Annotated in this window: 26 protein-coding genes; 13 read left to right on the forward strand and 13 right to left on the reverse strand. The window is 70.9% G+C overall.

Annotated features, from left to right (window positions below; translation table 11 throughout):
• Positions 1–43: 43 nt before the first annotated feature.
• The 3 genes from KUF83_RS42770 to KUF83_RS06835 all read right to left on the reverse strand — a co-directional run bounded on the left by KUF83_RS42770 (position 44) and on the right by KUF83_RS06835 (position 2893).
• The gene (locus tag KUF83_RS42770; protein WP_217453653.1) at positions 44–1288 is read right to left on the reverse strand and encodes an MFS transporter; all 1245 of its coding nucleotides are present in this window, start codon (positions 1286–1288) and stop codon (positions 44–46) included.
• Positions 1289–1376: 88 nt separating this feature from the next.
• The gene (locus KUF83_RS06830; RefSeq protein ID WP_217453654.1) at positions 1377–1931 is read right to left on the reverse strand and encodes a TetR/AcrR family transcriptional regulator; all 555 of its coding nucleotides are present in this window, start codon (positions 1929–1931) and stop codon (positions 1377–1379) included.
• Entirely contained in the window at positions 1928–2893 is a 966-nt protein-coding gene (locus KUF83_RS06835; RefSeq protein ID WP_217453655.1) for an LLM class flavin-dependent oxidoreductase, read from the reverse strand. Before KUF83_RS06835 ends, KUF83_RS06830 begins: the two co-directional genes overlap by 4 nt.
• A gap of 153 nt (positions 2894–3046) precedes the next feature.
• Between KUF83_RS06835 and KUF83_RS06840 the strand changes: the two genes are divergently transcribed.
• From KUF83_RS06840 to KUF83_RS06850, 3 genes are read left to right on the forward strand one after another with little or no spacing between them, the layout of a single operon-like run.
• Positions 3047–4393: an NAD(P)/FAD-dependent oxidoreductase gene (locus tag KUF83_RS06840; RefSeq protein WP_217453656.1), complete on the forward strand. Its 1347-nt coding sequence runs from the start codon at positions 3047–3049 to the stop codon at positions 4391–4393.
• Positions 4390–5265: an SDR family oxidoreductase gene (locus tag KUF83_RS06845; protein WP_217453657.1), complete on the forward strand. Its 876-nt coding sequence runs from the start codon at positions 4390–4392 to the stop codon at positions 5263–5265. Before KUF83_RS06840 ends, KUF83_RS06845 begins: the two co-directional genes overlap by 4 nt.
• Positions 5262–6689 carry an aldehyde dehydrogenase family protein gene (locus tag KUF83_RS06850; protein ID WP_217453658.1) on the forward strand — a complete coding sequence of 476 codons (1428 nt, stop codon included), beginning with the start codon at positions 5262–5264 and terminating at the stop codon, positions 6687–6689. The genes KUF83_RS06845 and KUF83_RS06850 overlap by 4 nt, the downstream gene beginning before the upstream one ends.
• Positions 6690–6710: 21 nt before the next feature.
• Here KUF83_RS06850 and KUF83_RS06855 read toward each other — a convergent pair whose 3' ends face one another.
• The 4 genes from KUF83_RS06855 to KUF83_RS06870 all read right to left on the reverse strand — a co-directional run bounded on the left by KUF83_RS06855 (position 6711) and on the right by KUF83_RS06870 (position 10721).
• Positions 6711–7790: an AraC family transcriptional regulator gene (locus tag KUF83_RS06855; RefSeq protein ID WP_217453659.1), complete on the reverse strand. Its 1080-nt coding sequence runs from the start codon at positions 7788–7790 to the stop codon at positions 6711–6713.
• A 7-nt stretch (positions 7791–7797) separates the two neighbouring features.
• Positions 7798–8568: an SDR family oxidoreductase gene (locus tag KUF83_RS06860; RefSeq protein ID WP_217453660.1), complete on the reverse strand. Its 771-nt coding sequence runs from the start codon at positions 8566–8568 to the stop codon at positions 7798–7800.
• A 99-nt stretch (positions 8569–8667) separates the two neighbouring features.
• Positions 8668–9495, reverse strand: a complete 828-nt coding sequence (locus tag KUF83_RS06865; RefSeq protein ID WP_308402928.1) for an SDR family oxidoreductase — start codon at positions 9493–9495, stop codon at positions 8668–8670.
• Positions 9496–9689: 194 nt separating this feature from the next.
• The gene (locus KUF83_RS06870; protein ID WP_308402929.1) at positions 9690–10721 is read right to left on the reverse strand and encodes an SMP-30/gluconolactonase/LRE family protein; all 1032 of its coding nucleotides are present in this window, start codon (positions 10719–10721) and stop codon (positions 9690–9692) included.
• A gap of 141 nt (positions 10722–10862) precedes the next feature.
• Here KUF83_RS06870 and KUF83_RS06875 point away from each other — a divergent pair, with 141 nt between their 5' ends.
• The 3 genes from KUF83_RS06875 to KUF83_RS06885 all read left to right on the forward strand — a co-directional run bounded on the left by KUF83_RS06875 (position 10863) and on the right by KUF83_RS06885 (position 12606).
• Positions 10863–11456 (forward strand): TetR/AcrR family transcriptional regulator, encoded by a 594-nt coding sequence (locus KUF83_RS06875; RefSeq protein ID WP_217453708.1) that lies wholly within the window; start codon positions 10863–10865, stop codon positions 11454–11456.
• A 120-nt stretch (positions 11457–11576) separates the two neighbouring features.
• The gene (locus tag KUF83_RS06880) at positions 11577–12242 is read left to right on the forward strand and encodes a hypothetical protein (protein WP_217453661.1); all 666 of its coding nucleotides are present in this window, start codon (positions 11577–11579) and stop codon (positions 12240–12242) included.
• A gap of 124 nt (positions 12243–12366) precedes the next feature.
• Positions 12367–12606 (forward strand): DUF5302 domain-containing protein, encoded by a 240-nt coding sequence (locus tag KUF83_RS06885; RefSeq protein WP_217453662.1) that lies wholly within the window; start codon positions 12367–12369, stop codon positions 12604–12606.
• A gap of 149 nt (positions 12607–12755) precedes the next feature.
• Here the strand turns inward: KUF83_RS06885 and KUF83_RS06890 are convergent, their stop codons facing one another.
• Entirely contained in the window at positions 12756–13583 is an 828-nt protein-coding gene (locus tag KUF83_RS06890) for an NAD(P)H-binding protein (RefSeq protein WP_217453663.1), read from the reverse strand.
• Positions 13584–13653: 70 nt separating this feature from the next.
• On the opposite strand from KUF83_RS06890, the gene KUF83_RS06895 reads away from it, so the two are divergent.
• Positions 13654–14097 (forward strand): helix-turn-helix domain-containing protein, encoded by a 444-nt coding sequence (locus KUF83_RS06895; protein WP_217453664.1) that lies wholly within the window; start codon positions 13654–13656, stop codon positions 14095–14097.
• A 12-nt stretch (positions 14098–14109) separates the two neighbouring features.
• Positions 14110–14682: a GNAT family N-acetyltransferase gene (locus tag KUF83_RS06900; RefSeq protein WP_217453665.1), complete on the forward strand. Its 573-nt coding sequence runs from the start codon at positions 14110–14112 to the stop codon at positions 14680–14682.
• A 63-nt stretch (positions 14683–14745) separates the two neighbouring features.
• Here KUF83_RS06900 and KUF83_RS06905 read toward each other — a convergent pair whose 3' ends face one another.
• Both KUF83_RS06905 and KUF83_RS06910 read right to left on the reverse strand, forming a co-directional pair.
• Positions 14746–15576, reverse strand: coding sequence for a response regulator transcription factor (locus KUF83_RS06905; protein WP_217453666.1), 831 nt, complete (start codon positions 15574–15576; stop codon positions 14746–14748).
• Positions 15573–16931, reverse strand: a complete 1359-nt coding sequence (locus KUF83_RS06910) for a sensor histidine kinase (protein ID WP_217453667.1) — start codon at positions 16929–16931, stop codon at positions 15573–15575. The genes KUF83_RS06905 and KUF83_RS06910 overlap by 4 nt, the downstream gene beginning before the upstream one ends.
• Before the next feature lie 160 nt (positions 16932–17091).
• Between KUF83_RS06910 and KUF83_RS06915 the strand changes: the two genes are divergently transcribed.
• The 3 genes from KUF83_RS06915 to KUF83_RS06925 all read left to right on the forward strand — a co-directional run bounded on the left by KUF83_RS06915 (position 17092) and on the right by KUF83_RS06925 (position 21404).
• On the forward strand, positions 17092–17799 hold the full coding sequence (locus tag KUF83_RS06915; protein ID WP_217453668.1) for an ABC transporter ATP-binding protein: 708 nt from the start codon (positions 17092–17094) through the stop codon (positions 17797–17799).
• Positions 17796–20150, forward strand: a complete 2355-nt coding sequence (locus KUF83_RS06920; protein WP_217453669.1) for an ABC transporter permease — start codon at positions 17796–17798, stop codon at positions 20148–20150. Before KUF83_RS06915 ends, KUF83_RS06920 begins: the two co-directional genes overlap by 4 nt.
• A gap of 63 nt (positions 20151–20213) precedes the next feature.
• Positions 20214–21404 (forward strand): MFS transporter, encoded by a 1191-nt coding sequence (locus KUF83_RS06925; protein WP_217453670.1) that lies wholly within the window; start codon positions 20214–20216, stop codon positions 21402–21404.
• Between the two features lie 86 nt (positions 21405–21490).
• Here the strand turns inward: KUF83_RS06925 and KUF83_RS06930 are convergent, their stop codons facing one another.
• On the reverse strand, positions 21491–22375 hold the full coding sequence (locus KUF83_RS06930) for a helix-turn-helix domain-containing protein (RefSeq protein WP_308402930.1): 885 nt from the start codon (positions 22373–22375) through the stop codon (positions 21491–21493).
• Entirely contained in the window at positions 22368–23213 is an 846-nt protein-coding gene (locus KUF83_RS06935) for a helix-turn-helix domain-containing protein (protein WP_217453672.1), read from the reverse strand. Before KUF83_RS06935 ends, KUF83_RS06930 begins: the two co-directional genes overlap by 8 nt.
• Before the next feature lie 344 nt (positions 23214–23557).
• On the opposite strand from KUF83_RS06935, the gene KUF83_RS06940 reads away from it, so the two are divergent.
• Positions 23558–23974: a peptidoglycan-binding protein gene (locus KUF83_RS06940; protein ID WP_217453673.1), complete on the forward strand. Its 417-nt coding sequence runs from the start codon at positions 23558–23560 to the stop codon at positions 23972–23974.
• 246 nt (positions 23975–24220) lie between these two features.
• Here KUF83_RS06940 and KUF83_RS06945 read toward each other — a convergent pair whose 3' ends face one another.
• Positions 24221–25105: an NAD(P)-dependent oxidoreductase gene (locus tag KUF83_RS06945; RefSeq protein WP_217453674.1), complete on the reverse strand. Its 885-nt coding sequence runs from the start codon at positions 25103–25105 to the stop codon at positions 24221–24223.
• Between the two features lie 49 nt (positions 25106–25154).
• Between KUF83_RS06945 and KUF83_RS06950 the strand changes: the two genes are divergently transcribed.
• Positions 25155–25562 (forward strand): MerR family transcriptional regulator, encoded by a 408-nt coding sequence (locus KUF83_RS06950; protein ID WP_217453675.1) that lies wholly within the window; start codon positions 25155–25157, stop codon positions 25560–25562.
• Positions 25563–25588: the final 26 nt, after the last annotated feature.

Here is a 25588-nt window from a genome sequence, read left to right on the forward strand (position 1 = left end):
TTTGAGGGACTGGGCTTTGAGGGTCGCCTGTGATCCGGGCGCGTCAGCCCGACGACTTGGTCGGGCACACCTCGTGCGCTGCCTCGGCCCGCACGGGCCGGGCAGGCTTGGCGACGGAGCGGGAGAAGAGCGCGGAGACCGCTACCGCCGTGAGCACGATCATGAGGGACGGCCGCAACCCGACGTGCTCACCGACGAGTCCGAGGATCGGCGGCCCGACGAGGAACGCGGTGTAGCCCATGGTCGCGACGGCGCTGACGCGGCGAGCCGAGTCGGCCGGGTCGTCGCCGGCGGCGGAGAGCGCGACGGGAAACCCGAGGGACGCGCCGAGTCCCCACAGGATCACGCCGAAGGCGCCGAGAGCGATGTGGGGTGCCAGGGAGACCGTCCCGATTCCGACCACCGCGAGTCCGGCGCTGGCGAGCATGACGGGGGTACGGCCGTACCGGTCGAGGAGGAAGCCGCCGCTGAAGCGTCCGACAGCCATCGCCGCTCCGAAGAGGGCGTAGATCAGTGCGCCGACGGTGGCGGACAGGGCGAAGCCGTCGACGACGATGAGGGGCAGCCAGTCGTTCGCGGATCCCTCGGCGAGGGCCATGCCGAGGACGATGACTCCGATGCCCACCGTGCGGGGCTCTCGCCATATGGCGCGGGGCGAGGCGCTGGTGGGACCGGGCACGGCCGTGGTGTCCCCGGGGCGCGGGTCCGTGCGGCCCGTCGCGGACGGCAGGTTCGCCACGAGCCAGCACGAGGCTCCGGCGGACAGGACGGCCACGGTCGTGAGGTGTGTGACGACCGGGACGGACAGCAGGCCGGCGGCGAGGCCCATCAAGCCGCCGACGCAGGTCCCGAGGCTGTAGGAGCCGTGCAGCCCAGGGACGACGGTTCGGCCCATCGCGGCCTCCACGGCGACCCCCTCGACGTTCAGGGCGATCTCCCCCGAACCCATCCCGCAGCCGAAGAACGCCAGGCCCGCCGCGACCAGCCAGCCTGTCCCCGCCAGCGTTCCGAGGGCCACGACGGCCACACCCGTGACCACGGCGGCCATGCCCCACAGGATGACGAAGCGGGCGCCGTTTCGCGCGACGAGCTGCCCGCCGAGTGCGATACCGATCATGGAACCCACCGACAGGCCCGCGATGATGAAGCCCATCTCGGCGGTACTCGCTCCCGTGGCATCCCGGATCGCCGGTGTCCGGGAGACCCATGTGGAGATGCACAGCCCGGTGACGAGGAACGCGACGAGCAGAGCCGCCCGTCGGCGGGCCGGGCCGGGGTCCTTGGGCATACGTGGTCTCCAGGAAGTCGGTTGCGTACGGTGTGCGGGTGCGCTCCAAGTGCCGTCCGCGCGACCGTGGGCAGGCGCTGCGGACCGGTCAGCTCGGCAGAGGGCCGACCAGGCGGTGCACGGCCTGGCGGACCCGGTCGAGGTCGAACGGCTCGGTCGAGATGTGGCTGTGCAGGACGAGGCCTTCCAACAGCGCGTCGATCATGGGCGCGAGCTCCGCGGGAAAGTGCCGTTCGAGGGAGGTGCGCGAGCGGAGCATCCAGTGCTGGATGAGCTCGCGGTAGCGGGGATCGCGCACGGCCAGGGCGTACAGCTCGGCCACCAGGACCATGTCGCGCTCGTGACCGTCGCCCTGGGTGACGACGATGCGTACCACTCCCTCGCGGGGGTCCGTCCCGGGCGGCAGCGTCGTGAGGATCTGGTCGAAGCGGGAGTGCATGGTGTCGGCGAGGTGGGCGAACGCGGCGAGGAGCATGTCGTCGCGGGTGGGGAAGTGATAGGTCATCGATCCCAGGGGAACGTCGGCGGCCTGGGCGATGGACCGGTACGTCGCGCCCGGGGTGCCGTGCTCGGCGATCACGTCGAGCACGGCCTCGACGATGCGCTCGCGCCGCTCGGGGTCCGTGCGGCGGGTGCGGGTCACAGCACCCTCGCGAGTGAGTCGAGCGATCCCAGCGGATCCGGTCCCGTCGGGATGAGGACCGCGCTCGTCGCCCCCGCGGCGGCCAGTTCGTCGAGGCGGGTGCGGACCTGCGTCGGTGTGCCGGCGAGTGCGAGGCGGGCGACCCACTCGCCGGGCATCCGGCGTGCGAACTCCGCGCGGCTCGCGCACTGCGAGCGCAGCGCCGCGAACTCCTCGCCGAAGGGGAGCGGCCGCAGGTGCGGTGCCCAGTCGGGCTCGCCGATCCATTCCAGTGCCGGACGCACCTGAGCGAGGGCGGCGGCCTCGTCGTCATGCACGTGGGCGACGTTGTACGTGACGACGCGGTGCGGGCGGACGGCTGCGATCCGCGTGATCGCTTCGCGGACGTACTCGGGGGTGCAGGGCTCGGCGAGCACCGTGCCGTCGGCGACCCGTCCCGAGAGGGCCAGCGAGCGGGGGCCGCGGACACCGGCGAGGAGGGGCGGAGGCGTCGTCGGCACGGCCGAAGCATCCAACTGTGCCGCTTCCAGGCGTACATGGTCACCGGATGCCGAGGTGTCGACGGCCTGCCCGCGCAGGAGTGCCGACACCGCTTCCAGCTGTTCCTCCAGCAGGCGCAACGGGCGAGGCGTTCGTGCGCCGACCGACTGCATCCAGTCCGGCATGCCGTGACCGATCCCGACGTCGATGCGCCCCGGGAAGAGCTGTGCGAGTGTGGCGATCTCCATGGCGGCGAAGGCCGCGTTGCGTACCGCCGAGGGCAACACCCCGATGCCCACACGCAGTCGGGACGTGGTGGCGAGGACGGCGGCCGCCTGTGCGATTCCGCCCCGGAAGCCGAGGTCCTCCACGACCCACAGCTCGTCGAAACCGAGCGCGTCGGCGCGACGTGCGAACGGCAGCACCTCGTCGGGGCCTATGTCACGGGGCAGCATCACACCGACAGCCAGGGGGAGGGTCATGAACGGAGGCTATCAGAACGTTCGTATATCAAACATGCGTCCGCTGGTGGCCGCTGAGGTCCTCTCTCTGGCCGCACGGGTCAGTTCCCGCGGATCACCGCGTGCGTAGGTTCTACACATCGCCTGTTGCGTCAGGGAAAGGGAGGCGGACTGGTGAGTGAGAACCAGTACGACACATGTGTCATCGGGGCGGGACCCGCGGGGCTCGCGGTCGCGAGGGCGCTGGCCGAGCGGGAGTTGCCGTACACGCACATCGAGCGGCACACGGGGCCGGGAGGTCTCTGGGACATCGACAATCCCGGCAGCCCGATGTACGAATCGGCCCACTTCATCTCCAGCAGGACACTCTCCGGGTTCGGCGGCTATCCGATGCCCGACCACTTCGCGGACTACCCGCCGCACCGCCAGATCCTGTCCTACCTGACCTCGTTCGCCGAGGCGTACGGACTCAGGGACCGGATCGAGTTCGGCACCGAGGTCCGCAGCGTCGAGAAGAACCAGGACGGCACCTGGACCGTCACCCGTGCCGACGGGCGGGCGAGCGTGCACGGGCAGGTCGTCGTGTGCACGGGATCGCAGTGGCACCCCAACATCCCTGACCTGCCGGGCGACTTCACCGGCGAGATCCGCCACACCGTCACCTACCACGGCAGTGACGAACTGCGCGGCAAGCGGGTGCTGGTGGTCGGCGCGGGGAACTCCGGCCTCGACATCGCCTGCGACGCGGCACGCTCCGCGGACCACGCGGCGATCAGCATGCGGCGCGGCTACTGGTTCATCCCCAAGCACCTGTTCGGGCGGCCGGTGGACACCATCGCGGACGGCGGCCCCCACCTGCCGATGTGGTTGCAGCAGAAGGTGTTCGGCGGACTGCTCCGGCTCGTCAACGGCGATCCGCGGCGGCTCGGTCTGCAAAAGCCCGACCACAAGCTGTTCGAGACCCACCCCGCCATCAACTCGATGCTGATCCACCACCTGCAGCACGGGGACGTCACGGCGAAGCCCGCCATCGCCCGCACCGAGGGCCGCACGGTGTACTTCGCCGACGGCACCCGCGACGACTTCGACCTCATCCTGCTGGCCACGGGATACCTGCACAGGGTTCCCGCCGCCCAGAAGTACTTCGGCGACGAACAGCACCCCGACCTGTACCTGTCGGCGTTCTCCCGTGAGCACGACGGCCTGTTCGGCGTCGGCTTCGTAGAGACGAACTCCGGGGCGTACCAACTCTTCGACTCACAGGCCCAGTTGATCGCCTCGTTCGTCCAGGACACACAGGACGGCCGGCCCACCGCGGACCGGTTCGCCCGCATGATCCGCAGCGACCGGCCGGACCTGACCGGCGGACTGAAGTTCGTCGACTCCCCCCGCCACACCGGATACGTCCACAGCGAGGCCTTCGTGAAGTACCTCAACAAGGTCGCGTCCGGCATGGGCTGGCGCACCGCAGGCCGCCCACCTCGGACGGCGTCCGTGCGGCCGGAAGCGGTGGCGTCATGACGTACGACTTCCGGGACAAGATCATCCTGGTGACCGGCGGTGCCGGCGGCATCGGGAGCGCCATGTGCCACCGGTTCGCCTCCGGCGGCGCACGCGTCGTCGTGGTCGACATCGACGACGTGCGGGCGAAGCGGACCGCCGCCGACCTGCCCGGCAGCGGGCACGTCGGCGTGGGCTGCGACCTGCTCGACCGCGCCGCGGTGGAGCGGACGCTCGACGGCGTCGGCGCCGCCCACGGCCGCATCGACGTCCTGGTCAACAACGTCGGCATGACCAGCGCGGAGCGCTTCGACGTACGCAGCGTGGAGAGCATCGAGCAGGAGATCGATCTCAACCTGCTCTCCCCGCTGGTCACCACACGGATCGCCATCCCCCTGCTGCGGGCATCCGGCGATCCCCGGGTGGTCACCACGGTGTCCCTCGGCGGGATCTTCCCGCTGGGGGAGACCCCGATCTACACCGCGTCCAAGTTCGGGCTGCGCGGCGCGATGCTCGCCATCGGGCTCGACCTGCGGAACAAGGGCATCAAGGCCGGTTCGGTACTGCCGTCGGCGACCGACACCCGGATGCTGCGCCAGGAGGCCGTGGACGGCGGGAACTCCATGCAGTTCCAGGACCCGCCGCAACAGCCCGCCGACGTCGTCAAGGCGGTCGTGAGCCTGTTGGACAAGCCCCGTCTGGAGGCCTACGTCCGGCCCGGCGAGTCCCGCCTGGTGCGGTTCGCGATGCTGGCGCCGAACCTGCTGCCCAGACTCTTCCCGCTGTTCCGCAAGCGTGGCGAGCGGGGCCAGGCCCGCTACCTGGACGATCTGCGCGACAGAGGACTGGCCCGTCGGGTCGACGGCCGGTGGGAACTGGTGGAGGAAGCATGAGCGGGACGAGCACGGACACACGGGAGACGCTGCGTGTCGTGAACCCGACGACCGGTGAGCTGATCACCACGGTGCCCGCCGCGAGCGCGGACGACGTCGCCCGGGCGGCCGAGCAGGCACACCGCGTGTTCGAGAGCGGTGTCTGGTCCGGGCTGCCGCCGCGGGAGCGTGCCGCGGTGCTGCTGCGCCTGGCCGACCTGATGGAGCGCGACGCCGAGTTCCTGGCCGGGCTGGACAGCGAGGACGCGGGCAAACCGATCACGGAGTGCCGGACCGGCGACGTGCCGGGGGCGATCGAGTCGATCCGCTGGTTCGCGGAGGCGGCCGACAAGGTCTTCGGACGCGTCGCCCCCACCGGGCACGACAGCCTGGGGCTCGTGAGCCGCGAGCCGGTGGGAGTGGCCGCCGCGATCCTGCCCTGGAACTACCCCCTGGCGATGGCAGCCTGGAAGGTGGGCCCGGCCCTCGTGGCAGGCAACTGCCTGCTGCTGAAACCGGCGGAGGCGACTCCACGCTCCACCCTGCACCTGGCGGCCCTGGCCACGGAGGCGGGCCTGCCCGACGGTGTGCTGACCGTCCTCCCCGGCCTGGGACCCGTCACCGGAACCGCGCTCGCCCGGGACCCGCTGGTGCGCGCACTGTCGTTCACCGGCTCCACGGCCACCGGGCGCCGGATCCTGGCCGCGGCGGCGGAGACCAACTTCAAGCGGGTCTCCCTGGAGATGGGCGGCAAGAGTCCGCAGGTCCTGATGGCAGACGCCCTCGCCTACGGGGACGACCTCATCGACAACATGATCGAGGCCGCGTTCCTGACGATGGGCCAGAACTGCACGGCCGGCTCCCGCGTCCTGGTCCACCACAGCATCGCCGAGGAGGTGTTGCACCGGTTCACGACTGCCGCGAAGGGCCTGGTCATCGGCGACCCGGCCGACCCGCGCACCCAGGTGGGGCCCCTCATCAGCACCACCGCCCTCGACCGCGTCTCGGCGGCGGTGGAGGCGGCCCGCTCGGCGGGAGCGACCATCCACACCGGAGGGCTGCCGCCCGGCCTGCCGCAGCACGGCGCCTACTATCCGCCCACCGTCGTCAGCCGCGTCCCCGCGGGCAGCGACGTGCTCACCAAAGAGCTGTTCGGACCTGTCGTCACCGTCGAGACGTTCGAGTCCGAGGACGAGGCGGTACGGAAGGCGAACGCCACCGAGTACGGACTCGCCGCATCGGTGTGGACCCGCGACCTCGACACCGCGGTCCGGCTGGCGCGCGCGATCGAAGCCGGAGTGGTCTCCGTCAACTCCTACAGCGAAGGCGACATCACCACTCCCTTCGGCGGCTGGAAGCAGTCCGGGTTCGGCGGCGTCGAGAAATCCATGGACGCCTTCGCACAGTGGACCAGGGAGAAGACGATCTGGATCCACACCCGCTGACCGGGCCACGGGCGCCCGGCGTCAGATGCCGGCGCGCCCGGCCTGCTCCATCGTCTCGCCGCGGAGCCGCGCCGGCGCCACACCGTGCCAGCGCTGCACGGCACGCCGCAGGGCCCGCCCGTCGGAGAATCCGGCCTGCCGGGCCACGTCCCGCAGGGTCAACTCCGGTCGGAGCAGCAGCTGTTCGACCCGCTCGCGGCGCACTCCGTCGACAACCGCTTCGTACGTCGTGCCCGACTCGGCGAGACGGCGGCGCAGGGTGCGTTCGCTGGAGGAGTGCCGGCGGGCCTGTTCGACGAAGGGCGGCACGTCGGGCAGGCTCTGCGCGATCGAGACCTCCAGTACCTCCAGCAGTTCCTGTTGGTCGCGACGAGAGGTCAGCTGTTCGTCCAGGAGCGCCATCACCGCGGCGAAGGTGACGGGGTCCCGTCCCGGCATCGTCCGGCGGGCCCAGGCGGCGGGGAACACCATGCGGTTCTGCGTGGCGCCGAAACGCACGGGGCAGCGGAACAACTCCTCGAACGGCCGGGTGTCGCGCGGGGCGAGGATGGCGAACTCGACGCTCCGCGGGGCGAATTCGTCCCCGGAGCTCAGCCGGGTGAGGCAGACGACGCTGGCGAACGCCTCCTCGGCGAGGAAGACCGCCACGGCGGGATCGAGGGCGGGGTCGGGCAGTTCCGCCCGCACCACGTAGCCCGCGGCCTCCTCCTCGGCCGACCAGACGACCATGGCCCCGGACAGGTTCTGGAACCGTACCCCCGCTTCGATGGCGTCCCGCAGCGTGTCGGCAGCCATCTGGGCGAAGCCGAGGAGGCCCCAGGCGGTGAGGTGCTGGGCGGCGCCGACGCGCAGTCCCAGGTGTGCGTCGCCGGTGAGTTCCACCGCGCGGCGGATCACGGCGCTGCCCTGCCGGTAGGAGACCCGGAGCGCCGCGGAACGCATCACCGTTTCGTCCAGTCCCACCTCGTTGAGGAGCGGCCGGAGGTCGACGTCGTACTCGTCGGCCACCAGGGAGAGGTACCGCAGGATGTTCGGCGAGATGGTCGCCGAGGTGCTGCGACTCGTTCCTGGAGAAGGCTCGGGGGTGGGGCTGTGGGACATGGCGTTCCTACGGGGATGCGAGTTTCCGGAGAACCAGGGAGGAGACCGGCGTGGGCAGAGCGCGCAGCGTGCGCACCAGCGTCGCTGTCTGCCAAGGGAAGTACGCCTGCGCCGGTTCCCTCTCCAGGGCACGCACGACGTACCGCGCCGCACGTTCCTGGCTGATCTGGAAGGGTTTGGGCAGGCCGTCCCCGCTGATGCGTTCGGTGGCGACGAAGCCGGGATGGACCGAGGTGAACCGGATTCCTCTGGGGGCCAGTTCGACGCGTGCGGAGTCGATGAGTGTGCGCGCGGCCGCCTTCGCCGCCGAGTACGGCCCCTGGCGGGGGATGCCCATGAGGCCCGCGAGGGAGTTGGTGTGGGCGATCAGGCCGCCGCCTGTCTGGCTGCCCATCTGCGCGATGAGAGGGACGAGGTAGTTGACGACGACGTCGTAGTTGAGTGCCATGATCCGCGAGACGTCCGCCACTCCCACCTGGTCCATGGACATGTCCGGACCCTGCCCGGCGTTGAGCAGTGCGACATCCATGGACCCGTACTCCGCCACGCCGGCCGTCACCACGTCGGCTGCTGCTCGCGGGTCGAGGGCGTCGGCGGCGACGACCAGGCAGTCGCTGCCCTGGGCCCGTACGCTGTCGGCGACGGCGGTCAGTTCGGGTTCGCGCCGCGCAGTGAGGACGAGCCGGTTGCCCCCGCGCGCGAGGTGGCGCGCGACCTCCGCGCCGATGCCCGACGAGGCACCGACGATCAGGATCGTCCGGTCGGTGATGCGCGCCATGGTGCCTCTTTGTCCTTGTCGGAAGAGCCGGTGGTCGTAGGTGTCACAGGGAGCAGCCGCGTGGCGTGTGCGTGGCCCTGGCGGAGGCCGGTTCGGGTCTCATGCGCTGTCTCCCCGCTCGCGGGTCGTGGGCGGGGCCGCACCGGCGCCCGGGCTGCGGCGCCTGGCCATGGCCGCCACCCGCGGAATCGCGAAGTGCATGAGCCGGGGGAACACTCCCGCGACCCGCTGGAAGCGTCCGGCGAGCGCGGGGTGAACGACCTCGACGGGCTTCTTCACGATCGCGTCGACGATCACCGAGGCGACCGCTTCGGGGGTGAGCGGCTTCTCGGCGAAGGTGATCACCGAGCTGGGGTCGGCCATCTCCTGTTCCAGCATCGGCGTCCGGGTGCCGGGCGGATGGATGATGCTGAAGGTGACCGGTCCGTCCCGCTCCTCGATGGCGACGCTGTGGTGGAAGGCGCGCAGCCCGTGCTTGGTCGCGCCGTAACTGGTGTAGCCGATCAGCGGCATGAACGAACTCATGCTGCAGATGGTGATGATGTGCCCGTGGCCCTGTGCGCGCATCCGGGGCAGTGCGGCCATCATCCCCGTCATCGGGCCGATCAGGTTGACCTCCACCATGTGGCGGTGCTGGGCCATGGACAGCTGCCGTGCGTAGCCCGTGTGGATGATCCCGGCGTTGTTGATGAGGACCTCGACGGGCCCGAGCCGCGAGGCGGCGGTTTCGAAGGCAGCCTCCCAGGCGTCCTCGTCGCGGATGTCGAGTTCCACGGCGAGAGCAGCGGAACCGAGCCGGTCGGCGAGCCGGGTGGCACCCGCCACGTCGATGTCGGCGAGGACGACGCGGTGTCCGCGGCGAACCGCCTCGCGCGCGGTCGCGGCACCGATCCCGCCGGCCGCACCGGTCACCATGACGACGCTCACCGTCGCCTCCCGCCGTGCGCGCTGTCGTCGTGGACGGGAAGGGTGGCGTCCGTCCGCTGTCCGTGCATGGAGACTCCAGAAGAAGTGAGCCGAAGGACGAGATCCGGACCCGAGATCCGGACCCGAGATCCGGACCCGAGATCCGGACCCGAGATCCGGACCCGAGATCCGGACCCGAGATCCGAGATCCGAGATCAGGACGGCAGGACGTAGGCCTCCAGCCGCGAGGAGTTGAGCTGTGCCGCCCGCACCGGATCGTCGGTCGATACGGTCGCCGCGTACAGGGTGTCGCCCCTCGGCCCGGCGACCAGACAGCTCAGCGTCCGTCGGCTGGTGGAGACGCGGTCGAGGATGGTGCCGCCGGGGCCGACGCGCACACACTCGCCGCGCAGCGCGTTGGCCACCCAGGCCGTGCCGTCCCTGCCGGGCGCGATGCCGTCCGGGGCGATGGGGCTGCTGGAACGCTCGGCGATCGCCGGGTGGTCCAGGAGAGCGGAGACGCGCCGGGTGACATGGCCGATCGGGCCGGGGTTGTTGAGGGCCTTCCACAACCAGGGCGGGATCAGGGGAGCCCAGGGGCGTGGGCGGCCCAGGCGGCCGTCCGGCAGGACCGGCAGCGCCGTGAGCCGCATCGCGAGAGTCTCGGCGACCAGCAGGGTCTGCCCGTCGTCGGTGAGGAACAGGCCGTTGGGGAAGACCAGCGGTTCGCTGAGGCCGAGCAGTTCGCCGGTCGGCGAGTAGCAGGCGATCGGCGTCCTGGGCACACCCGGCGGCGCGTAGAGCATCGAGTTGGGCTTCTCCCTGACGAAGCCGTGGTAGTCGAATCCGAAGTTTCCGACGTAGGCCCGGCCCTGCCTGTCGACGAACATGTCGTTGGCGTTGCCGTCGGCGATGTCCTTGAGGTCCGCGTGTACGACGAGGGAGCCGTCCGGCTCCCGCCGGTAGACGCAGCGTCCCTCCATCGAGACGACCAGCATGCGGCCGTCCGGCAGAAAGCCGAGGCCGGCGGCCCGGCCGGGCACCTCCACGACCGTCTCGGGCTGTCCGACGGTGTCCCAGCGGTGCACCGTCCCGTGGGCGAGATCGCAGAACCAGAGCGCGTCGCCGTGCCAGCGCAGACATTCCAGAATGCCGAATCCGTCCAGAACAACCGTGGCCTTCGGCCGCACTCCTGCCTCCTGAGGGTGGGTGCCCGTGGGGTGCCGATCGCCGTTACGGTCGCTCACCGCCCGGAAGTAAGTCAAGCGTCCTGGACGCTTGACTTACTTCTCCTGGCGTCCTCATCCTGGGCTGACGACGGCTGCCTGCCCCCAGCGACGGCCGGCGTGCGCAGTCGGCAGGTGAGGAGAGGAGAAGGCGTGCCCCGTATGGCGGCGAGCGACCGGAGGGCCGAGCTCCTCGAAGCGGCGATCCGGGTCATGGCACGGGACGGGGTGGCCAAGGCCACCACGCGCGCGATCGTCAGCGAGGCCGGTATGACCCTCGGGGCCTTCCACTACTGCTTCGACTCCAGGGCGCACCTCCTCGAACTCGTCACGGAGACCCTCACCGAGCGGTTCGTCGCCGAGGTGCGGGGCCTGTTCGCGCCGCACAAGGAGATCCGCGACAGCGTTCTCGACAGCCTCCACGCCTTCTGGAAGGGCTTCGAGGCCAACCCCGGCGAGCACCGGATCAGTTACGAGCTCACGCAGTACGGGCTGCGCAACGACGGTTTCGAGGACGTGGCGAAGAGGCAGTACGAGATCTCCCTGGGGGCGTTCGTCTCGTTGCTCGAACTGGCCGCGGACAACGCGGACATCGAGTGGGCGGTGCCCGTGCCGGTGCTGGCCCGGTACGTGCAGTCGGTCATCGACGGCCTCAACATGAGCTGGCTCGTCGACCGCAACAGCGACGACAGCCGGGCGGCCCTGGAACTGCTCGCCGAGCACCTTCTTCTGCACGCCCGCCCTCGGACCTCCTGACCTGCGCTCTGCCCCCTGAGGGGCCATGACCTCATCGGCAGGCTCGAAGGCCCACCGCACCGGTCGGTGACGCGAATATTGGATCCCCTGTGCCCTTTGATCATTGATACGGTCCGGGCCATGGCAGAAGCACAGGGATCACCGAACCACCCCGTCACCGCGGAAGACGTCGAGCTGGCCGTCCGCCTGGCGGTCGCCACCCTGAGCGGGGCGGACGCGCCGGACTGGAGTGTCAAAGCCGGTTCCCTGGAATGGGACTGCTGGGAGACGGTCGAGCACCTCGCCGACGACCTTTTCGCCTACGCCGTCCAGCTCGGCCCCGCGAATCCGCCGCAGGACACCCACGTTCCGTTCGCGTGGAGCCGCCACAGGCCCGGAGGCCCGGCGAACTCCGTCTTCGCGGACCGCGAAGCCGGGGGAGCGGGCCTGCTGCAAGTACTGGACGCCAGTGGAGCCCTGCTGACCGCGATCGTCCGCACCACGTCACCCACGGCGCGGGCGCACCACATCTTCGGCCGGGCGGACGCAGAAGGCTTCGCCGCGATGGGCGTCGTGGAGACCCTGGTGCACACCCACGACGTCGCCGAGGGCCTCGGCATCAGCTGGACGCCGCCCGCCGACCTGTGCGACCGCGTCCTCGTCCGGCTCTTCCCCGACGCCCCCACCGACACCGACCGGTGGCTGACGCTTCTCTGGGCCACCGGTCGCGCCGAACTCCCGGGCCGACCGCGTCTGACCAAATGGCGCTGGCACGGCACGCCACGTACCGACGACGCACCTCAATAGCTCTTGACCTGGCCCTTTGAGGCTTATGCGCAACCGCGTCCGTCCTTGATCCGAAAGACGGGAACGAGCACGGTCTCCGGCATGACAAGCTGTGCTTCCCACTGCCCGAACCCAGGAGGTCACCATGGCTGCAGAGTCTGCACCGCAAGAAGGTTCGGAATCGGCCGACACCGAGAACCCCGTCCCCACGACTGACGACGACGGTCAGTCGGACATGAAGCGCAAGTTCCGGGAGGCTCTGGAGCGCAAGCGCGGCAAGCAGGCCGACGCCACTCTCGCAGCGAACTCGGACGGATCGAAGATCCGTGGTGCTCACGGCCCGGCCGCCAGTCAGCGGTCGTTCAGGCGCAAGAGCGGAGGCTGAGCCCGCGGGCGCCCGCCGCGTCCCGGCAGGACGTGTGCCGCCTGCCGGAACGCGAACGCGCGTGCGCAGCGTGAGATCGGAGTCCGGGCCCGCCGCCCGGCCCGCGGAACGGCGGAGCCGGCGCGGGGGTGGTGCGGCATCGGCCCGGCCTACGACGCCGAGCGCGCTGCGCGCACCGAGGCCGCGTACACCTCCAGAGCGGACCGCGGCGCACGCCCCAACAGGCCGCGCAGCGCGTTGCGTTCGATGCCCGCACCGTCCAGGAATCCGGCCGCGATCGCCGAGTACGTCCCCACCAGCATCGGCACCTGGTAGGGCAGCGCCGCTCCGGAAGCGGTGATCGCCTCCCGGGCCCGGGCGAGTGAGCCGGGGGAGTAGAACCCCTCTGCCGCGGCCGCCAGGTCCGCCCCGCCGATCGCCTCCTCACCGACGAGCTCGTACGTGCGGCCCGCATGCTGTCGAGGCGCGCCCGCCACGTGCGCGGCCACCTCCGCGAGATCCGCGCGGGCGACGGCCGCCAGTCGTCCGTCGCCCAGCGGCGCGGTGATCGCCCCGTCGGAACCCGGGGCGGCGATGGCGGCAAGGAACTCGGCGTACAGGCCGTTGCGCAGGATGGTCCACTCCAAGGTGCTGCGCCGGAGCCTGCGCTCGGTCCAGCGGTGGGCGAGCGCGTAGGGGAGGTGGTCGCCGTCGCCGCTCAGACTGGTGTAGACGACGTGCCGCACACCGGCCTTCTCGGCCGCCGTCACGGCCGCGTCGTGACGGGCGACGACCACGTCGTCCTCGCCGTACCCCGCAGAGATCAGCAACAGCGTGTCCACGTCGGTGAAGTCGAGCGCTGCCGGGTCGTCGAAGTCGACACGTCGCTCGCCCGCGGAACGCGGCGTGCGGGTGCCGAGCACCACGTCGTCCCGGGCTGCCAGCCGCTGGGCGACGAGCTGTCCGAGTGCCCCGGCGGCACCGGTGACCAGAATCATGGGAAATCCCTCCTGAGCTGTGTGGTTCCATCCTCAGCAGAACAACTCGATCGCATAAGGAGGCACTTTCATGTCAGCAGGGCACACGGCGGTAACCGGCCCGGCGGAAGCCCAGGTGGCGGCCGATCCCGTGATCACCTGTGAGACACCGCAGGACGAGTGCGGTGTCCGGGACGTGCTGGACCGGCTCGGCGACAAGTGGTCCGTCTACGTCGTCGTCGAACTCGCTTCCGGTGTCCGCCGTTTCAAGGAGCTCCAGCGCGCCATCCCCGGCCCCATATCGCAGCGCATGCTCACTCTCACCGTCCGCCGACTGGAGCGCGACGGCCTGGTTCGGCGCACGGTGTATCCCACCGTTCCGCCTCAGGTCGAGTACGAGTTGACCGAGATGGGACACAGCCTCACCCATCTCGTGAAGGCACTCGCGGACTGGTCGATCGCCCACCGTCCGGCCATCGCCGCCTCCCACGCGGCATGGGACTCGAGCCGGGCGGCGTCGCCACGTACGCCGTGACATCGTGGGGTCATGACCATCGAAGTGGGCCCCGCGTCGGTGTTCGAGGACGTCCGTACGGTGCTGGGCCCGAAGTCACCCGGTGCGAATGTCTGCTGGTGCCTGAGCTACCGCATTCCGTCCAAGCTCAACAACGAGCTTCGCGGGCCCGCCCGCGGGGAGTACGTCGCCGGCCTGTGCCGTACGGGGCCCCCTCCGGGGGTGATCGCCCACGACGGCGGCGAACCGGTCGGCTGGGCCGCCGTCGCTCCGCGCTCGGACACCTCCTTCGCACGCAACCGCAAGATCCCGCACGTCGACGACCTGCCGGTCTGGTCGCTGTGGTGCATCCGCGTACGCCCCGGGCACCGGAAGCAGGGAATCTCGCACCAGCTCATCGCCGGCGCCGTCGAGTTCGCCCGCGACCAGGGTGCACCGGTGATCGAGGCGTACCCGCTCGACAACGGTGACGCCAAGGTCGACCTGACGATGGCGTACGCAGGGCTCCGGAAGAACTTCGAACGCGCGGGATTCGTCCATGTCGCCGACACCACCTCGGTGCTGGCAGGCCATCCCCGGATCCTGATGCGCCTCGACCTGCACTGACGGATCAACCCTCGGATTCCGGTGTCCGGCCACCCACCGACGTCCGCGTCCTGGTCCGTCGTACTACAGCGCGGGGCCGGCCACTCCTCGTCCTCGGTCTCCGACCGGCTCGGTGGACTGCTCGGCGGCATCACGCGTTCCGGCGCTGACCAGCCCTGTCTCGTAGGCGACGATGACGGCCTGGACCCGGTCCCGGAGCCCGAGCTTGGCGAGGATACGCGCGACGTGCGTCTTGACGGTCGCCTCGGCCAGGTGGAGGCGGGCGGCCAGTTCGGCGTTGCTCAGCCCCCGGGCCAGCAGGCCGAGGACCTCCAGCTCACGCGGGGTGAGCGGGACGAGATCGCGGTGCAGGCCGGCGGATCCCCCGCCACGGCGGGTGCTGTGCCGGGGTTCGCCTTCGGCGCTGAACCGGTGTTCGCCGCCGGCGCTGTTTCGTCGTTCGTCTCCGGCGCCGCGTCCATGTTCGCCTCCCGCAAAACGCTCCACGAGGCGGCGGGTGATCGCGGGTGCGAGAAGGGCGTCGCCGGTACGGACCGTGCGGACGGCCGCGGTCAGATGCTCGGGGGTGACGTCCTTGAGGAGGAAGCCGCTGGCCCCGGCGGACAACGCCGCGTAGACGTACCGGTCGAGGTCGAAGGTCGTCAGGATGATGACGCGGGGACTGTCCTGGCCCCCCGTGAGGATACGGCGAGTGGCTTCCAGGCCGTCCATCTCGGGCATCCGGACATCCATCAGCACCACGTCGGGGCGTGTGCGGCCGGCTGCTTCGACCGCTTCGGTTCCGTTGGTCGCCTCGGCCACCACGTCGATGCCGTCGGCGCCGAGAATCAACCGGAATCCGGTGCGGACAAGGGTCTGGTCGTCGGCGAGGAGCACACGCAGTGGCTCGGTCACGGTGTCTCCAGGGGAATCAGGGCTTCGACACGGTAGCCGCCGGTCAGCCGTCGGCCGGCGTTCAGAGTTCCGTCGTAGACGGCCAGGCGCTCACGCAGGCCGATCAGACCCCGGCCGCTACCGACAGACGCGCCCGGGTGTCCGCCGGTGTCGGTGACCTCCACCCGCAGCCGCTGCGGTCCGTAGTCGACGATCACGCCGGCGCTGGCGCCGGAAGCGTGCTTCACGGTGTTGGTCAGGGCCTCCTGAACCACACGGTAGGCGGCGAGTTCGAGGCCGGGCGGGAGGGGACGCGGCGGGCCGGTCACGGTCAGGGCGACCGGCAGTCCGGTGTCCCGGACGCGTCCGACCAGCGATTCCAGCTGGCCCAGGCCGGGCTGCGGCGCCAGCTCCACCGCCGGATCGGCCAGGTCCCCACTCCCGCTCCTCACGTCGTCCTCGTCGGTCATCGTGAGCAGTCCCATGACGTGGCGCAGCTCGGTCATCGCGGCCCGCCCGCCGGCCTCGACGGCGAGCAGTGCCTCGCCGGCCAGCTCGGGGGAGGTCTTCATGATCTTGCGAGCGGCGCCCGCCTGAATGATCATCACGCTGACGTTGTGCGTGACGACGTCGTGCAGTTCGCGGGCGATCCTGGCCCGCTCGTGCTCCACGGCCCGGCGCAGGGCTTCGGCCTGTTCGCGTTCCAGGGCGGAGAGCCGGGTGCGGCCCTCGTCGGTCCGGAGTTTCCAGGTACGCAGGCCGACGGCGGCCACGGCCATCGGGACCAGGATCAGCAGGGCGATGTACTCGTTGGGGACGATCGGTGTCACCGAGTTCCCCGAGGTGCCGATCAGGACGACCGACACCGGCAGCGCCGCGAGGGTCGCCACCCGGTACGGGCTGTAGACGGCGGCGCTGTAGACGGCGATGACGAACGCGTAGAAGGTCAGCCGCAGCACACTCTGCGGTGTCACCAGCGTCGCGGCCGTCACCACGCACAGCACGGCCAGCGGGTAACGGCGACGCAGCACCAGGGCGCCCGAGGCGATGGCCGCGAGGCCGACCATGAAGGCCAGGCCGCGGCTGCCGGACGGGCGCGCCATGACGTACTCGACGCCGGGTGCGATCTCGCGCACCACGACGACATCGGCGTTGTCGATGCCGTAGTAGACGGTGGCGACCCCGAGGAGCAGTGCCACCAGCACGTCGAACTGCCAGGCGCGCCGGGTGGGCCGCGGCGGTGGACCGCTCGGAAGCCTGGCGTCACGGAGCGTGTGGCGGGTGGCATCCCGCAGCCGCACCGGCGTCGTACGTACGTCCCTCACCGGTTCATTGTCTCCGCCGGTCGGACCCGCGGAATCCGCCCCAGTGGTCATCTCCACCGTGCCGGATACATCGCCCGCCTACATCGCAGGGATGACGTCTCCTCAGATCGTCCCAGCGCGGTACGGCAATGGGTTCCTGCGAGCGACGCGCGCGGACCCGGCCAGCTCCTAGCGTTCACGCAGCCGACTGTCCGTACCCAAGGAGCCGCTCATGACCACGCCGGTGATCGAACTGCGCGAGGTGAGCCGTCGATTCGACGACGGCCCGCCCGCACTGCACGGGGTGTCGCTGACCGTGCGGCCCGGCGAGGCCGTCGCGGTCCTCGGCCCTTCCGGCAGTGGCAAATCCACACTGCTCAACCTGATCGCGGGCCTGGACCGCCCCGACACCGGGTCCGTCACCGTGGACGGGGTGCGGGTGGACCGGTTGGGCGAAGCAGGATCGGCGCTCTACCGGCGGTCGAGGATCGGCATGGTCTTCCAGTTCTTCAACCTCCTCGATGACCTGACCGTGACCGACAACGTCGTCCTGCCCGCGCGGCTCGCGGGCACGGCACGTGCCGAGGCGGACCGCCGGGCGGCGGAACTCCTGGAGCTGCTGGGCATCGGCCGGCACGCCCGCTCCCACCCGGGACGGCTTTCCGGCGGCGAGCGGCAACGCGTCGCGGTGGCACGGGCGTTGATGAACAGACCGGCGCTGCTCCTGGCCGACGAGCCGACCGGCGCCCTGGACACGGCCGCCGGACAGGACGTCAGCGGCCTGCTCACCGACCTCAACGCCGAAGGTCAGACCATCGTCGTGGTCACCCATGACCTGGCTCTGGCCCGGTCCTGCACGAACCGTACGGTCCGCATCGCCGACGGCCGGATCACCGAGGACGACCGGTCGCGGACCAGGGTCTCGGAGACCGCCCGATGAGCGCCCTCGGCAAGGTGGTGGCCTCGGGGGTGAGACGACGCCGGGTACAGACGCTGGTGATCGGGCTCGCCACGATGATGGCGGTGGCCGCTTCCGTCCTCGGCGGTTCGCTGCTCGTGGTGTCCGGCGCGCCCTTCGACGGCGCCTTCGCCGAGCAGCGCGGCGCCCATCTGTCCGTGCAGTACGACGCCGACAAGGTGAGTGCCGGGCAGCTGACGGAGTCCAAGGACGCCGAGCAAGTGAGTGGTGCGGCCGGGCCGTTCCGTACGGCGACGGTCACGCCGCGGTCCGAGGGGGCGGGCCCCGCCTGGCCGATGACGGTGGTCGGCCGGGGCGATCCCGGCCGGGACGTGGACGAGGTGGCACTGCTCGACGGGCGATGGCCCGCGCGCTCCGGCGAGATCGCACTGTCCGCCGACTCCGCGCTCATCCCGACCATGGGCATGAAGATCACCTTTCCCGACCTGTCCGGCGGGCCGACGCTGACAGTGGTCGGGGTGGCCCGCTCGGTCACACGGACCGCCGACGCCTGGGTGGTGCCGGCACAGATGGCGGCGCTCACCGCGCCCGGCAGTGGCGGCCACCAGATGCTCTACCGCTTCAGCGACGCGGCCACCGCCGCGCAGATCACCGCGGGCGGCAAGGCCGTGTCGGAAGGTGTCCCGCCGGGAGCGGCGGCAGGTGAACAGTCGTGGCTGACCGTCAAGAAGAGCGCCGAGCGCGACACCGCCGTCTACGTTCCGTTCCTCATCGCGTTCGGTGCGCTGGGTCTGGTCATGTCGGTGCTCATCGTCGGCAACGTCGTCGCGTCGGCGGTCGGCACGGGAACGCGCCGCATCGGCATCCTCAAGGCCGTCGGCTGCACCCCGGCCCAGGTCGTACGGGCCCATGTGGGCCAGGCGCTGATCCCGTCCGCCGTCGGCACGGCCCTCGGTGTCCTGGTCGGCCACGTGCTCGCCGTCCCCGTACTGGCCGAGACCGAGGAGGTCTACGGCACTTCGTCCCTTGGCATCGCCCCTTGGGTCGACCTGACGGTGGTCGCCGGGGTGCTCGGCCTGGTGGCGGCGACCGCGTGGGCGACTGCCTGGCGGGCCGGCCGGCTGCGTACGGTCGACGCGCTCGCCGTCGGGCGGACCGGCTCGGCGGGGCGCGGCCGTCGGGTGGCCCGTGTGGCCGGACGGCTGCCGGTGCCGCAGCCGGTCGCCCTGGGGCTGGTCCGGCCCTTCGCGCGGCCCGCCCGCGCGCTGGCCATGGGTACGGCGATTCTCTTCGGCGCCATCGCCGTCACGTTCACCGTGGGAATGGCCGCCTCGCTCGGTCAGGTGATGAAGGCCAAGGCCCATGCCGCCGCCGATGTCGTGGTACCCGCGCCCTTGCCGGACTTCGGACCCCCACACCCGGACCGTGCCTCCGAGAAGCGGTCCGAGCCCGATCCCGCCGCGGTCGCCGCGGTCGTCAGGGCCGCCGACGGAACCGGTAAGTACTACAGCGCCGCCACGGTACGGGCGACCGTGTCCGGCCTGACCGGCACCGTGGACGTGATCGCCTTCGAAGGCGACGCCTCCTGGGGCGGCTACACCATGGTCTCGGGCCGCTGGCTCGACAGGCCCGGCGAAGCAGTGGTCCCGTCCCCCTTCCTCGCCGCGACCGGTTCCCGCCTCGGTGACACCGTCACCCTCGTCGGGCCGTCCGATCCGGTCACGGTGCGGATCGTCGGCGAGGTCCTCGACCCCCGTAACGACGGCATGCAGGTCTTCACCGACTCCGCGACCCTCACGGCCGCACATCCCGACCTGACGGAGACGAGCCATCACATCGCCGTCACCGCAGGCACCGACGTGACCTCCTACGTCGACACGTTGAACGAGGCTCTCGCACCGCTGGGGGCCACCGCTCGGGCCGGTGGGCCCGACGCGGGCAGCGACATGGTCGTCACGCTCAACGCGCTGTCCGCGACCCTCACGCTGATGCTCGTCGCCGTCGCCGCGCTCGGCGTGCTGAACGGCGTGCTGCTCGACACCCGCGAGCGCGTCCGGGAGATCGGAGTGCACAAGGCCCTCGGCATGACACCCGGTCAGACCGTCGCGATGGTCCTCACCTCGGTCGTCGTGACCGGCCTGGTCGCGGGCCTGCTGGGCGTGCCGCTCGGCGTGGCTCTGCACGGCTGGGTCCTTCCTGCCATGGGCGACAGTGTGGGGCTGCGCCTGCCCGAGTCCGTCATCGCCGTCTACCACTGGCCCGAAGTGCTGCCGCTCGCACTCGGCGGACTGTTCATCGCCGCCCTGGGCGCACTCCTGCCGGCCGGCTGGGCCGCCAGGTCCCGGACCGCCGTGGCCCTGCGCACCGAATAGTCTTTTCCTGAGCCGCGCCTCGCGAGGACGGCCGGGCCGGCCGGAGGGGGATACCGTCGGCGCATGGACGGTGATCGTCGAGGATGGCGCCAGTGTCTGCCGGCCGGAGCGGTGTTCGCGGTGTGCATGGCCGGCACCACGCTGCCGACGCCCCTGTACGGCCTCTATCAGGAGAAGTTCGGGTTCTCCGAGCTGACGGTGACCGTGGTGTACGCCGTCTACGCCTTCGGGGTCATCGGCGTGCTGCTGCTGGCCGGCAACGCCTCGGACGCGGTGGGCAGACGGCCGGTGTTGCTGTGGGGCCTGGGATTCGCGGCGGCGAGCGCCGTCTGCTTCCTGTGCGCCACCGGGTTGGGCTGGCTCTACGGAGGCCGGCTGTTGTCGGGGTTGTCCGCCGGTCTGTTCACCGGGGCGGCCACGGTGTACGTGATGGAGCTGGCGCCGTCCGGGGGCGTCTCCCGGGCCACGTTCGTGGCGACCGCCGCCAACATGGGAGGGCTGGGCTGCGGTCCGCTGCTCGCCGGACTTCTCGCGCAGTACGCCGTCTCACCGCTGTACCTGCCGTTCGCCGTCCACCTCGTGCTGGTGGCCGGCTCGGTCGCCGCTCTGCTGTGGCTGCCGGAGACCGTACGCGAGCGGCGGCCGCTCCGCACGGTACGGCCGCAGCGGCCGGGGCTGCCCCCGCAGGTGCGGGCGGTGTTCGGGCCTGCGGCGCTGGCGTCGTTCGTGGGGTTCGCGCTGTTCGGGGTGTTCACGTCGGTGAGCCCGGCGTTCCTCGCGCAGTCCCTGGACGTGCACAACCACGCCGTGAGCGGGCTCGTCGTCGCGCTCGCCTTCTTCGCCTCGACCGCGGGGCAACTGGCGGTGGGCCGGGTCGGGGTGGACCGGTCGCTGCCGCTGGGCTGCGCCGGGCTCTTCGCGGGACTTGCCCTGCTGGCGGGCGCGATCCTGTGGGAACTGCTGCCGCTGGTGGTGCTGAGCGCGATCGTCGGCGGATGCGGGCAGGGGCTGGCGTTTCGCGGGGCGCTGTCGGCCGTGGCCGCCGCGTCTCCCGCGGACCGTCGCGCGTCGGTGATCTCGACGCTGTTCGTGGTGGCCTACGCGGGCATCTCGGTGCCGGTGATCGGTGTGGGTGTACTGACGGGCCCGATCGGCCTGGAGAAGGCGGGGCTGGTGTTCATCGCGTGCATGGCCGTCCTGGTCTCGACGGCGGCCGTCCACCTGCTCCGGCGGTCGGCACGGGCGAGTACGTGAGTGAAGACGCCGTGGCCCTGCGGCACCGATCGGATCGCGCCGCCTGCCTTTGCCGATGGCCGAACGCCACGGGCTTCCGCCTGGGTTCAGCGTCCCCAGGAGGTACACCCCGACGATCCTTCGGCGAACTCGAAGCAGGCCCGCGCGTCCGACGGCCGCTCGATTCCGATCATCAGGGTGTAGAGGACACGATTCGGTACGGTGACCTGCCGTGACTGCTGTCGCTCGTCCGTGGTCTCTACCCGTACCCGGTCCCCGGGCCGCGGTTCGACGATCCGGCCCCACGCCGCCCGGCAGGAGGAACTGACGCGCAGTTCCACGATGCGCCCGGCGATCTCTCGTTTCGCCCGTGTGCCCGCATCCGTCCAGCAGTCCGTGTCCTGCTGTTCGGAGTTGCGGCCCGTGCAGCTCTCCCCCCGGCACGGCCCCGTGCTCAGCGGCGGCGCCGCCTCTTCCTGTCCGCCGCCGCGGGACCACGCCCAGGTTCCCGTGCCGAGTGCGGCGGCCAGCACGGCTCCCGCCGCGGCGACGACGGTGGCATTGCGGTGCGGGATGCGTTTGCGCGGCCCGGACGGTGGTGGCGCGTCGGCCGGGATGTCCTCCTCGGTCTCGCTGCCGACCTCCACCTGGGCGTTCACCGCGGTCTCGGTCACCGTCCCCGCACCGGCCGGGGCGTCGCGCGCGTCCCTTCCGCTCCAGGCCCGGTCGGCGAGCCGCCACAGCGCCAGCAACCGTGCCGGATCCGCTCCGCTGAGCTTCGCGAGCGCCTCCACCGCGTCGCGCGGCGGCAGCGTCTTGCCGTTGAGATAGCGCTCCCAGGACGACTTGCTGTACACGGTCCTGGCCGCCAGCGCGGCGAAGCTCAGACCGGTGCTGTCCTTGGCCTCCCGCAGCCGTTGCAGGAGGTGGCGGACCTCGGGTGCGGTCGGCGCCGATGTGCCCTTCGGGAGTGGCCGGGCGCTCTCAGTCACCCGGTTTCCTGAGTGCGCGCCAGGTCTTCGGGCCGACAATGCCGTCGTCGTCGAGGTGACGGGACCGCTGGAAGCGCTGGACCGCGGCCTTGGTGTTCGGCCCGAACGACGCGTCGATGCCTTTCGGGTCGAAACCGTGCCTCTTGACCAGGCACTGCACCTCCGCGACCGCCTCGACGGTCGTGCCCACGCCGTACTCGTCGGTCACGGTCGTGCTGTGCCCGGCGTACAGGAGGCCGTCGCGCACCGTGAAGTGACAGGGGAACGTCCGCGCGGAGTAGGTGGAAGTCGGAACGGCCGTGCTCCTGGCCTCCTTGCGCGGCTCCGCCGACGGTTCCTCCCACGGCTGTGCGGCCGACAGGGCCGCCGCCGCGAGCACCAGCACGATGGCCACCGCGGCGGCCAGCGGACCCCTGCGGAGGGGCCGGCCGAAGGACCTCCGTTCGGGCGGCGATGCCGTGCCTCGAGTGTGGACGCGTCCTTGCGTCTGCTCGTGTGCCGGGTCTGCTGCGTCCGCCCGAGGTTCCGGTTGTTGCTGCGGATGCTCCCGCGGACCCGGTGCTGCGGGCTCCGGCACGACGGCGGAACTGGCCACCTCCCACAGTGCCGTCAGGTTGATCCGGTCACCGCCGCACACGTCCGCCATGGTCTCGACGGCCTGCCGGGGCGGCACGACCTTGCCGTTGAGGTATCGCTCCCAGGACGACTTGCTGTAGGAGGTCCTGCTCGCCAGCGCGGCCAGACTCAGCCCGCTGTGGTCCTTCAACTGCCGGAGCTGCACCACTAGTTGCCGGACCCGAGGATCCAGCGACTCGGGCAGCGCCTTCCAACGCGACATGCCAACCCCTTATTCGCACCCCTGTGCACGCATCGCACCTCTGTGTGCGCCGCGGCGTGGCTAAGCGTACGGAGATATGGCCGTCCGGGCACAGGTTCCACATCTCTCGTGCCGATCGTCCTCACGGCACCCTCACATCCCGCCGCCGTTTCGTCCCACGTGACGTCCCAGCAGCTCAGGGCGACAGGCATCCCGCGTTGTCCCAACCGGCCCCGGATCTGTGGCCTGTTGCGATCACGGCCCTCCACCATGGCTGTCGTTCGGACGGACGGCGCGGCTTGCCGGCGTAGTCCGCCGCACACGACCGATGTTCGGATCGACCACATCTATCCCGGGGGTCTTCCATGACACTCACCGCAGCTCGCAGGCGCACCGCTATCGCGCTCGCCTCCCTCACCCTGCTGGGTGGTACGGCCACCGGCGGCGTCGCCGTCGCCGCCGAGGCGGGCACCACCGCGGCCGCCGCCTACCCGTGCGACGTGACCATGAGCTCCAGCGGTCGGCTCTCCGCCGGCTACTACAACGGCACCACCGTGCAGCCCTCCACCTCACAGGTGACCGCCGCCGGCAAGGAGGCCCAGTGTCTCCTGCAGTACCAGGGCTACAACCCGGGGACGATCGACGGCATCTTCGGCCGCAACTCCACGGCGGCGGCGAAGAAGTTCCAGGGTGTCGTCAACGACGCGTGCAACATCAACCTCGACGAGGATGGGAAGGTCGGTCCGCAGACCTGGCCCCACCTGCGTCGGCTCTACTGCTGATCCAGCGGTGACGCGGTGGTTCCCCGCCGCACGAGCTGCAGACCTCACCGGTCCCCACGGGGGTGGGGCGGCTGTCTCCAGGATCTCGACGGTCCTGGAGGCAGCCGCCGGTCTCGGCACGTTTCACGCCCTCAGGGTGTGAGCGCGCTGGTGCTGCACTCGCAAACGCTTCATGGCCGGCGACGGCAGCGCCGACGATGACGGCGAAGTACCGCCGGACTGCACGATCCTGGGGTCGAAGCCCGGTCAGTGACGGCGGAGCTTGCTGAACTCCTCGATCAGTACGGGATACTGCTCTCCTCCGTGTCCCGCGGCGATCGCCCGGTCGGCCATGGCCTTGAGCAACTTCGGCAGTTCGGTGTTCACTCCCACTGCCTCGCTCTCCTCGATCAGGTGCTCCATCGCGCGTGCGTCGGTCTCCAGAGCGGACACCTCGGCCGGAAAGACCCCCTTGTCGATCTGTTCGGCGTATCCGGGCAGCCATCCGGCGACGCCGGTGGCCATCTGGCGCGCGAACGGCGCATACGTCGAGGCGTTGACGCCGGCCGTCCTGAGCATGGCCGTGCCCTGGAGCCACGCGTTGAGGATGCTCCACATCATGGCCAGGCCGGCCACGTCGTACAGCGACGCGAGCCCGTGATCGGCTCCCAGGTAGGTGAGGGTGCCGAGCGCGGCGAGTGCCGACTCGTGCTCCGCGAAGTCCGCCTGGGGCCCGCTGTGCAGAATCACCGCCTCGGAGGTGCCGATGGCCGGTGGGACAGCCATGACGGCACCGTCCAGGTAACGGGCACCGCGCTGCCCGGCCCATCGGGCAGCTTCCCTGGCCTGGGCCGAGCTTCCCGAGGTGAGGTTGATCAGCGTCGTGCCGCCCCACTCGGCATCGTCCGCGCCGAACAGCGCGTACAGGGCCGGGTAGTCGGTGACACAGATGACGGTCAGCGGACCCGCCTTCAGCGCGTCACCGACGGTCGGCGCCAACCGCGCGCCATCGGCGACCAGTTGGTCGGCTTTGGAGGGTGTGCGATTCCATATGGTGGTGGGATGCCCGGCCTTGAGGAACGCGCCGGCGAGTGCCTGTCCCATCAGGCCGAGCCCGATGACGGTCACGGGTGTTTCGGTGCTGTTGTTCATGACAGCATCGTCAACGTTGATACCGGTGTGAAGGTCAAGCGAGGTCGCGATGCGGATCGGGGAACTGAGTCGTCGGACGGGAGTCCACACTCATCAGTTGCGCTACTACGGGGCTCAGGGGCTGCTGGAGGCGGGCCGCGGCGCCAACGGATATCGCGAGTACGACGAGGACGCGGTACTGCGGGTGAAGCAGATCCGGCACCTGCTCGGCGCCGGTCTGTCTTCCGAGGACATCGCGTACCTGCTGCCCTGCGCGCTCGGAGAGGCCCCGGAACTGCTCGGGTGTCCCGAGTTGCTGGCCGCGATGCGGACGCGGCTGCGGCGGCTTGACGACCAGATGGCCGCCCTCGCCCAGTCCCGCGACGCTCTCGCCGGTTACATCGAGGCGGCCGAGCGAACCGGTGGCGAGAGCTATCCGCCCTTCGACGGCGCCGACCCGGAGCTGCTCCCCGCCTGAGGGGTTGCTGGTGTCGGTCCCGGTCG

Source organism: Streptomyces sp. BV286, from assembly GCF_019090165.1.
In the GTDB taxonomy this organism is placed as follows: domain Bacteria; phylum Actinomycetota; class Actinomycetes; order Streptomycetales; family Streptomycetaceae; genus Streptomyces.

What these genes read in the sequence shown, in the direction of transcription:
- KUF83_RS06845 (WP_217453657.1), top strand. Translation starts at nt 4,390, where the DNA reads ATGACGTACGACTTCCGGGACAAGATCATCCTGGTGACCGGCGGTGCC.
- KUF83_RS06895 (WP_217453664.1), top strand. Translation starts at nt 13,654, where the DNA reads ATGTCAGCAGGGCACACGGCGGTAACCGGCCCGGCGGAAGCCCAGGTG.
- KUF83_RS06935 (WP_217453672.1), bottom strand. Translation starts at nt 23,213, where the DNA reads ATGTCGCGTTGGAAGGCGCTGCCCGAGTCGCTGGATCCTCGGGTCCGG.
- KUF83_RS06910 (WP_217453667.1), bottom strand. Translation starts at nt 16,931, where the DNA reads ATGACCACTGGGGCGGATTCCGCGGGTCCGACCGGCGGAGACAATGAA.
- KUF83_RS06850 (WP_217453658.1), top strand. Translation starts at nt 5,262, where the DNA reads ATGAGCGGGACGAGCACGGACACACGGGAGACGCTGCGTGTCGTGAAC.
- KUF83_RS06915 (WP_217453668.1), top strand. Translation starts at nt 17,092, where the DNA reads ATGACCACGCCGGTGATCGAACTGCGCGAGGTGAGCCGTCGATTCGAC.
- KUF83_RS06875 (WP_217453708.1), top strand. Translation starts at nt 10,863, where the DNA reads ATGGCGGCGAGCGACCGGAGGGCCGAGCTCCTCGAAGCGGCGATCCGG.
- KUF83_RS06890 (WP_217453663.1), bottom strand. Translation starts at nt 13,583, where the DNA reads ATGATTCTGGTCACCGGTGCCGCCGGGGCACTCGGACAGCTCGTCGCC.
- KUF83_RS06925 (WP_217453670.1), top strand. Translation starts at nt 20,214, where the DNA reads ATGGACGGTGATCGTCGAGGATGGCGCCAGTGTCTGCCGGCCGGAGCG.
- KUF83_RS06940 (WP_217453673.1), top strand. Translation starts at nt 23,558, where the DNA reads ATGACACTCACCGCAGCTCGCAGGCGCACCGCTATCGCGCTCGCCTCC.
- KUF83_RS06855 (WP_217453659.1), bottom strand. Translation starts at nt 7,790, where the DNA reads ATGTCCCACAGCCCCACCCCCGAGCCTTCTCCAGGAACGAGTCGCAGC.
- KUF83_RS06920 (WP_217453669.1), top strand. Translation starts at nt 17,796, where the DNA reads ATGAGCGCCCTCGGCAAGGTGGTGGCCTCGGGGGTGAGACGACGCCGG.
- KUF83_RS06835 (WP_217453655.1), bottom strand. Translation starts at nt 2,893, where the DNA reads ATGACCCTCCCCCTGGCTGTCGGTGTGATGCTGCCCCGTGACATAGGC.
- KUF83_RS06885 (WP_217453662.1), top strand. Translation starts at nt 12,367, where the DNA reads ATGGCTGCAGAGTCTGCACCGCAAGAAGGTTCGGAATCGGCCGACACC.
- KUF83_RS06880 (WP_217453661.1), top strand. Translation starts at nt 11,577, where the DNA reads ATGGCAGAAGCACAGGGATCACCGAACCACCCCGTCACCGCGGAAGAC.
- KUF83_RS06860 (WP_217453660.1), bottom strand. Translation starts at nt 8,568, where the DNA reads ATGGCGCGCATCACCGACCGGACGATCCTGATCGTCGGTGCCTCGTCG.
- KUF83_RS06950 (WP_217453675.1), top strand. Translation starts at nt 25,155, where the DNA reads ATGCGGATCGGGGAACTGAGTCGTCGGACGGGAGTCCACACTCATCAG.
- KUF83_RS42770 (WP_217453653.1), bottom strand. Translation starts at nt 1,288, where the DNA reads ATGCCCAAGGACCCCGGCCCGGCCCGCCGACGGGCGGCTCTGCTCGTC.
- KUF83_RS06945 (WP_217453674.1), bottom strand. Translation starts at nt 25,105, where the DNA reads ATGAACAACAGCACCGAAACACCCGTGACCGTCATCGGGCTCGGCCTG.
- KUF83_RS06900 (WP_217453665.1), top strand. Translation starts at nt 14,110, where the DNA reads ATGACCATCGAAGTGGGCCCCGCGTCGGTGTTCGAGGACGTCCGTACG.